Genomic DNA, 7992 nt, shown 5'->3' on the forward strand with positions numbered 1-7992 from the left:
GCCTCGTCAGCGAAGACGGTCCAGGCACCGAGCGCCGCCGCGGTGGTTCCACGGCCGGCCAGGTCTCCTTCACCCACGTCGCGACCGCCTCATCGTCGCGCTGCACCACCCTTGCGAGCCGGGACCTGAGGCGACCAGCCGTGCCGGTGCAGCAACAGGCACACCCCGGGCACCGTGTAGCTCTTGTGGAACATCCGCCCGATCAGCGTCCTCATCCGCGCCAGCGTCCAGCGCTCGTCAGACCAGCCATGCGCCACCGCCCCCAACGCAAGCGCCGCCTCCAGCTTCACGAACAACTCGTCGCCGAGCCTGGGCAAGGACGCCGGCCCCTTCGAGACCAGGCCCGCTTCCCCCTGCTCGGCCCACTCGCGCCGCCAGCGCTGCACCGAGCGCACATGAACTCGCAGCACCCTCGCCACCTCGGCATTGCCGCTACCGGCCGCGAACATCTCACCCGCATCCAGACGGATCTGCTCGCGAAACGCCCTCCGCTCGGCAGTCAGCCCACCACCCTGCGCGTACCTCATGACCGTGGGGTACCGCGACAATCACGACCAGTCAGCACCCCACGACATCACGCATTACAAGTCAGTAGCCGGCTTCACGGACCTCACCCCTGTGGTCAAGCAGAAGTCGAAGAAGATCCAGCACCAACCCCCTCTTTGACGACCACTTCCCGCCCGCTGTCATGGATCACAACGTGATCAGGGCACCGGACATCACCAGCTCAACCTGAGTGGTCACGGGCACAGAGAAGGCCGCATCCCAGCGGTGAGTTTTCAGGAGCGGCGCATGAGGCCACGGAAAGTGATCATCAAGGCAGGTCACAGAAATCTCTACAGTCTCTTGTGGCCCAGTAGCGTGGTATACATCAGATTCGTCCAGTCGGACTGAGCCGTGCAAGTGTAAAATATGAGTCGCGCCGTGCACCGGGAGGGTTGCCATGGATGTGCAGGAGCAGCTTTCTCCGTGGCCGATAGTCGGACGTGAGCAAGAGCTGGCATCCTTTGAAGCTGCGTGGAAGGACAGTCGACACAGGGTCTTCGTTGTATACGGGCCAGCCGGGGTCGGTAAGTCGAGGTTGGCCGAAGAGTACCTTGAGAGAGCAGTCCGTACTGGCTGGTTCGGAGGTCAGGTAACCGCGAGCGCTTCGGCCAGTACAGTCCCGCTCGGCGCGATAGCTCACCTTCTTCCCGCAGGGGTAAACGTAACCGATCCAGTCGCTGGATTCGCAGCAGTCAACAGCGTCCTGGCCGGGAAAGGACGTAAGCACCGTTGGGTTTTGTGTGTGGATGACCTGCATCTACTTGACGCCGCGTCCGCAGTGCTGCTGCGACAGCTGCTGGATGCCGGAGTCGTTCGGCTGATCGCGACAGTCCGCTCGGGTACACCGATAAGCGAAGCAGTTGGCGCCCTCTGTCATGGGGATGCCATGCATCGTGTGGACCTGACAGAGCTTGGCCAAGAACATGTTGCCACTCTCCTGACGGCTGTCCTAGATGGTCCAGTAAGCCGCCGCACACTCGAACGTCTATACGTTTCCTCGGGGGGTAACGCCCTCTATCTCAGGGAGCTGATCTTTGGTTCCTTGGAGAGCAAGGCACTCCGACGCGAAGGAGGCTTCTGGGAACTTGCGGAGACAGCGGCTCTGCAAGGAACCGGACGGCTGGCGGAGCTAGTTCAAGCTAGGCTGTCAGCCATTGGGCCAGCCGCACGCCCTCTGCTAGATGCGCTCGCGTTGTGTGGGAAGCTTTCACTGACTGAGGTGGAAGAGATCGTTACTCCTGAGACGTTGACAGACACGGAAGCGGCTGGACTTATCCGTGTAGTCAGAGAGCAGCGCCGTGTCTCCGTTGGGCTCGCTCACCCTCTGTACGGCGAATTCTTGCGATCTAATCTGCCGGAACACCGGCGCCGCGCCCTCCTGCTGGAACAGGGGAAACGCATAAAGTCCCGGGGTATGCGGCGCCGAGATGACGCCCTACGCATTGCTACTTGGACGCTGGCAGCTACTGGGGCAGCGGACCCCGGACTGTTGCATCAGGCAGCCTCTCTGGCTCGCCATGCCCACGAGTACGAACAAGTACAGACATTCCTGAAAGCGCTGCCGAGCGGCGATCACACTCCTGACAGTCGACTGATGTTGGGAGAGTCTCTGTTTCAGACAGGCCAAGGGCTTCAGGCTGAAGCCATGCTCGCGCAGATGCAGTCGGACGAACAGCGGACGGATTCAGCACGAGACCTGACCATCACGCTAGTCCGGACTGCCAATCTGATTTTGAGTCTGGGTGATATTTCCGCGGCTCTTTCGATCAACTCGGCAGCCGTAAGCCGACATGAAGGAAGCCTCGATCGTAGCGTTTTGCAACTCGACGAGGGCTACTTGAGAATTTGTGCCGGACAACCCTCCAAGGGGCTTTCTCTGCTGAACGCTATGGAAAACGATGTGACGCAGGCGCCAGCTGCGGACGTGTGGCTACGCGCTGCATCGGTAAAACCCATCGCACTGGCAATGGTCGGCCGTACTGATGCGGCAGTAGCCTGGGCTGAACGGGCCTATTCGGCTAACATGCTAATTCATGAGCACACCCTTGTTTTACACCCCGCAGTCCAGAGGGGGGCCATGGTCATCGCCCTTACCGAGGCCGGAAAGCTGCCACTCGCTACAGCAATGGGTGAGCGTGCGTACACAGAAATCACTACCTCAAGCACCATTGCGCGCATGTGGATAGCCTTCTTTACGGCCCGTGCAAACTGGGTCGCTGGACACGTTGCTACATCACGCACATGGTTTGCTGAAACCTGTGTACTTGCCCGGAAGATCAACCACTCACAAGGACTCAGGTCGGCTCTGAGTGGACTCGCCGCATGCGCAGCTGTGCTTGGTGACTTGATCACAGCCGAGGCATCGCTAGTAGATCGTCAAGCGACCGATGGTCTGTCATCTCTTTTCGTCTCAGCTGGAGAGGAGTCCCTGGGCCCTGCATGGCTGTTGGCTGCCCAGGGCCATTCTAAAAAGGCGATAGCCATGCTCATAGCGGCTGCTGAGGAAGCCCGCAGCACTGGGCACACCTCTTCTGAAGCACTTCTGCTCACCGACGTCGCTCGCTTGGGAGGTGCAGCGGGGGTCGTCGACCGGCTTACCCAGCTAGCCGAGAAGCATGATGGGGCACTCGCCCTGGCACGCGCTAATTTGGCATCTGCCCTTGCCGAAAGCAATCCTAATTTGCTCTTTGCCGTGGCTGCTGAATTGGAGGCGGCGGGAGCAGACCTGCTTGCAGCGGAAGCGGCTACGGCGGCTTCCGCGATTCACCAGCGTCGCGGCCAGACGAGGGATGCAACCGCCGCTAATCGGCGCGGGTCCGTTTTGCTGGCCCGTTGTCAAAGAGCCCACACTCCCCTTCTTTCCACAGCTCAATCAGTGGTTCCCCTCACAGCCCGCGAGCGGGAAGTGGCTGCGCTGGCCGCAGTCGGAGCAACCAGTAAAGATATCGCTCAGTCAATAGGTCTCTCTGTACGTACTATCGACAACCACCTCAATCACGTGTATGCAAAGCTTGGGGTTTCCACGCGTAAAGAACTCACCGAAATCCTGAGTGGCGAATCTGGTCCCTGACACTGGCAACTTCTGGTGGCGTAGGCGGCTCATCTCACCGGCGGTGTTGCGGCGCAATCGACGAGTCCAGGCCGCTTCCTAGCGGGCACCTGTCGGCTGCGGACTGCCCTGTGGGTTTCGGCAAGTTGACGGGGCCGGTTATGGGTTGTGTAGTGCCATTGCTGGAGCATTACAAAGAGTACTCCGGCTCGTGTCTACCGGTGGTTCGTTAATTCTGGTGGTGGTGTGGGTTGGCGGCAGGTCGGGTTGGTCGTGGGCCGGTGGTAGGGGTCATTTGCTGTGTTGGGGGTTGAAGATGACTGTTCGCCGTCCGTGTCCGCCCGCGCCGGGTCCGTTGGAGGAGTATGCGGCCCGGTTCGACGACCTCTTCTTCAGCCTGGCCCAGCGTCGCGGGTTTCGTGAGTACCTGACGGGGCTGCTGGCGCCGCGGGAGCGGAACAAGACGATCACCTGCCTGGCTGGGGCGGAGCCGGTGGCGGGTGCGGGGATGCCGGGGGTGCAGCGGCTGCAGTTCTTCTTGTCCGAGTCGCCCTGGGAGGCTGAGCTGGTCAACGACCGGCGGCTTGAGCTGCTGTGTGGAGCCGGCGACGGCTCCGTATGACGGCGGGGTGATCGTGATCGATGATTTTGGGGATCGCAAGGACGGCACGGCGACCGCGCATGTGGGCCGGCAGTGGCTGGGCCGGCTGGGGTAAGACGGACAACGGCATCGTCACGGTGACCACGGTGTGGACCGACGGCCGCGTGTATTACCCGCTGCACGCGACTCCTTCCACCCCTGCCCATTACCTCGCCCGCGGCCAGGCCGACCCAGCCTTGCGCACGAAACCGCAACTGTCCGCCGCCCTCGCGGCCCGGGGGAAGGAGGCGGGCTTCGGCTGCCGGGCGGTGGTCGCCGACTGCGCCTACTTACGTCAGTGACACCTGGTTTCTCGCACTGCGCGAGGCCGACCTGGCCTACGTGGTCGCGCTCAAGCCACACAGATTTAACGAACTATCGGTAGCGAGTCGAAGGTAAGCGCCACATGCAGGCAGTCCTGGTCCGGCATGTCACTACGTCAACGTCCTCTGAGTCTTCCTCTACGACGGACGGATCTACGAACTCGCACCACCATTTCGCGGCTTGACAGGCCGCATTAGGAGTCAGTGATCGAATCCCACTGACGAGAAACGGGGTCGGAATGAGTAAGGATTACTTACGCGATAAAGGCCGCATGCTGTTTAGACTCTTATGACGCGGCTATTGTCGGCCCGCGCATTGAGTTTTCCAACTTCTGGAGTTGTCATGCACGCCAGGTGGTACAGGTCCCATTTCTCTTCACCTGTGCGAGTTTTCCTAGTGGCCATGGCGGTCATCGCTGCGCTCATTGGTGCGCTGTATTCGTCATCCAGTGCCGATGCAGAGGAAGAGCGGCCATCAGGCGGCCGGTCGGCCGCCACTGTTAAAGGATCTCTCGCTGGGTCCACGGGTGGGGTAAACGTTGTTACCGCGTCGGTAAGCGGCTATGAGGTCATTGAGAGCGCCATTCAACAGGCTCTTCCTAGTGACGGCCGTCGAGTAACCGCAGTATGTCCGACGGGGAAGCGTGCAATGGGAGGTGGCTTTTCTTCCGGGGCTCAAGGTGTGGAGTTGCAAGCATCAGTACCCGAGAATGACGGTCGAGGGTGGCGGGTTAATGTGTTCAATAGAGGCACTTCCCCCGCGCCGTTCCGTGCTTACGCTGTTTGCGTAAGACTCGGCTGACTCGCAGGCTGCTTTCCTCCACTGGCGGGATATAGGAAGTGATCGCGATGGCCTGAGTCACCCACACCCCATAATCCCGACAGGGAGCCCCGAAAAGAAACTCCCCGCGAGCAACCCTCTTGTGTCGTTTATCTGGCACCCCTGAATCTTTGTCCCGCGAAGGTTTAGTGTGATGAACACAAATTCAAAACCTGTCGTCTTAATCGGCGGCCCTTCCAGTGGATCAACCGACTTCAGTACTGCCCACGAGTTTAGAGACCGATACGTGCGGCTCGTCAGCTTCTTCGAACAGAACGGCTGGGAGGTCCTCAGCGCGCATCACGAGGAGCCATGTAGTCAATCGATCATGGCCGCCAAGCGTACCCGGCGGGACTTTCACTGGATCCGCTCCTGCGATCTCTATGTAGCGTTTCCGGGAGATCCTGCATCCCCGAAAACTCACGTCGAAATCGGTTGGGCAAGCGCTCTCCAGTGCCCAACAATCCTGATCCTTGAAGACCGCGAAAATCACGCATTCTCGGTAAGGGGACTAGGGGAGATCGCGCCTACCGTCCACCTCACGTACGGAAGTGGACCTGAGTTTCTAGAATCGCTGGCACAGGCTGTTGCCGATTTTTCGGACGATCTTGATCTGCCTTATTCGACCTGGTTGAAACCTCGTTGGGTCAGTGTGTGTACTAACGTGGTGGGGTTACCATGAGCGATGATGTGTAGAGGTGGCTAGCGGACATCAGAGCGCTCCAGAAGTCGCGTATTTGTGATTGATCTCGAGTGCTGCGCGAGGGTGTGTCGAGTGAACGAGCACTTCCCGGGTGCCGCTTTGAGTGCCACTCTGCGACTGGGATCAACGACTAAGTCCTGTTCAGGTCTGACATTGAGGGGAAGCATTGGGTGAGGGTAGTCAACAGCAACTGAATGTAGAGAAAATGCTGGAGGTGGCGATCGAAGAGGCTAAAGTTGGCCTCGCGTACGCGGGTATTCCGATCGGTGCCGCATTATTCGGCCCGGAGGGCGAACTGCTCGGGCGGGGGCATAACCGGCGCGTGCAAGATGACGATCCGTCTATGCACGCCGAGACTGCGGCTTTCCGTGCAGCGGGCCGACTGCGCAACTACAGGCGGACGACGATGGTGACCACGCTCTCACCGTGCTGGTATTGCTCGGGTCTTGTTCGCCAATTCGGGATCAGCCAGATGGTGATCGGCGAGTCACGGACCTACTCGGGCGGCCACTTATGGCTTGCCGAGCACGGGGTGCGGATCACGATTGTCGACGACCCGGAGTGCAGACAGTTAATGACGGATTTCACCACAGCTCACCCCGAGCTGTGGCTCGAGGACATCGGATGTGCCAGTCCATAAAGCTCCTACCAGGGTTACGAGCGGCTTCTCTCGACGCGCCTCCGGTAGACGAGGCTGCAGGCCAACGAGACAAAGGCGTCGTGGAGTTTGGTTCAGCGTTTCCAGCGGACGGCGAGGCGCTTGACTAAGAAGCCACTCGGTCGGGTGATCTTCTGCGCGGCCGGGCATGAGCGGGACCTCCTGCACAGCTCGTGGGTGTCGAATCCAGCCGAGCAACAGGAGGCTCCTGGTGCTGCAGTTCTTCCGTGTCGGCGCCGACGGCGTCCAACTCGGCTCCTCTGACGTGTGATTGTCTCGCTCACCGGTTCGGGAATGCCGGGGATCATCCGTACAGGCGGCCGAGGTATCCGGGGCTTCCACCTTGATCGTGGACACGGGTTGTCATGCAGCGATGGCCCACGTAGTTGATCTCTGTTCGAAGACGACTGGTGCGAGGTAGCCGATCGCCGAGTGCCTGCGCTGGTTGTAGTAGCCGAGCCAGCGGAACGCCGCGAGGCGGCCGGCTCGTGCGGTGGGCCAGCTGCGCTGGCCGGGCAGGATCTCCCGTTTGAGTGAGGCGAACAACGACTCGGTGGCCGCGTTGTCCGCGCTCGAGCCGACGGCTCCTGATTTCAGTTCGTTGGGGTGAATCGCTGAGAAGTCCCTGATGGGTGTGGGTGGGTGCGTGTATCCGTGGTGTGTGAGATATGCGGGTGGGGGCGGGCTGACTCCTGTGGGGCGTCGGCGTCGGGAGACGGTACGGATGCAAGCGGCCGAACTGTTTGGGCAGCAGATCGCGGTGTCGGAAGTCGCACGTAGGTTGCGGGTGAGCGTGAAGTCGGCTTATCAGTGGCACCAGTTGTGGCGGGATGGTGGTGGTGAGGCTTTGGCCTCCCGGGGTCCGAGCGGGTCACGGTGTCGTCTGTCCTCGCGGTGCCTCGAAAAGCTGACGGGGTTCGTGGAGGAGGGGCCTGCCGCGCATGGCTGGACGGAGGACCAGGTGTGGACCGCATCGAGGGTGGCGACCTTGATCGGCAGGAAGTTCCACGTCTCCTACAGCGTTTCGGGTGCCACCCGGTTGATGCACCGGCTCGGCTTCAGCCCGCAGGTTCCCGCCCGGCGGGTCGCTGAGCGCGATGAGCAGGCCGTTGCGGTGTGGAAGGTGGCGACCTGGGCGGAGGTAAAAGGGTCCGGGCGACCTGCGGGGGCTACGTCTGCTTCGAGGACGAAGCCGGCTTCACCCGACGGCCGCCCCGGGGACGGACTTGGGGCCGGCGGGGCCGCACTCCGGT

Annotated in this window: 5 protein-coding genes and 3 pseudogenes; 6 read left to right on the top strand and 2 right to left on the bottom strand. The window is 61.1% G+C overall.

Going from position 1 to position 7992, the window contains the following annotated elements; translation table 11 throughout:
- Positions 1-527, bottom strand: a pseudogene (locus ACWCQK_RS41495) (winged helix-turn-helix domain-containing protein); the annotation flags it as partial.
- Positions 528-943: 416 nt separating this feature from the next.
- Between ACWCQK_RS41495 and ACWCQK_RS41500 the strand changes: the two are divergent.
- The 5 genes and pseudogenes from ACWCQK_RS41500 to ACWCQK_RS41520 all read left to right on the top strand — a co-directional run.
- A pseudogene (locus ACWCQK_RS41500) lies at positions 944-1381 on the top strand (ATP-binding protein); the annotation flags it as partial.
- Positions 1382-1765: 384 nt separating this feature from the next.
- A complete protein-coding gene (locus ACWCQK_RS41505) occupies positions 1766-3616 on the top strand; it encodes a helix-turn-helix domain-containing protein (RefSeq protein ID WP_451164377.1) in 1851 nt (616 codons plus the stop codon).
- A gap of 295 nt (positions 3617-3911) precedes the next feature.
- Positions 3912-4601, top strand: a pseudogene (locus tag ACWCQK_RS41510) (IS701 family transposase); the annotation flags it as partial.
- A gap of 1024 nt (positions 4602-5625) precedes the next feature.
- Entirely contained in the window at positions 5626-6060 is a 435-nt protein-coding gene (locus tag ACWCQK_RS41515; RefSeq protein WP_451164371.1) for a hypothetical protein, read from the top strand.
- Positions 6061-6286: 226 nt separating this feature from the next.
- Positions 6287-6721, top strand: a complete 435-nt coding sequence (locus tag ACWCQK_RS41520; protein WP_451164373.1) for a nucleoside deaminase — start codon at positions 6287-6289, stop codon at positions 6719-6721.
- A 381-nt stretch (positions 6722-7102) separates the two neighbouring features.
- Here ACWCQK_RS41520 and ACWCQK_RS41525 read toward each other — a convergent pair whose 3' ends face one another.
- Complete coding sequence (locus tag ACWCQK_RS41525) at positions 7103-7495, bottom strand: integrase core domain-containing protein (protein ID WP_451164379.1); 393 nt, start codon at positions 7493-7495, stop codon at positions 7103-7105.
- Here ACWCQK_RS41525 and ACWCQK_RS41530 point away from each other — a divergent pair.
- The coding region (locus ACWCQK_RS41530) for a helix-turn-helix domain-containing protein (protein WP_451164375.1) at positions 7401-7992 on the top strand (592 nt) is incomplete at its 3' end. The two genes, ACWCQK_RS41525 and ACWCQK_RS41530, sit on opposite strands and share 95 nt — an antisense overlap.

The organism is Streptomyces sp. NPDC002306, assembly GCF_053593435.1.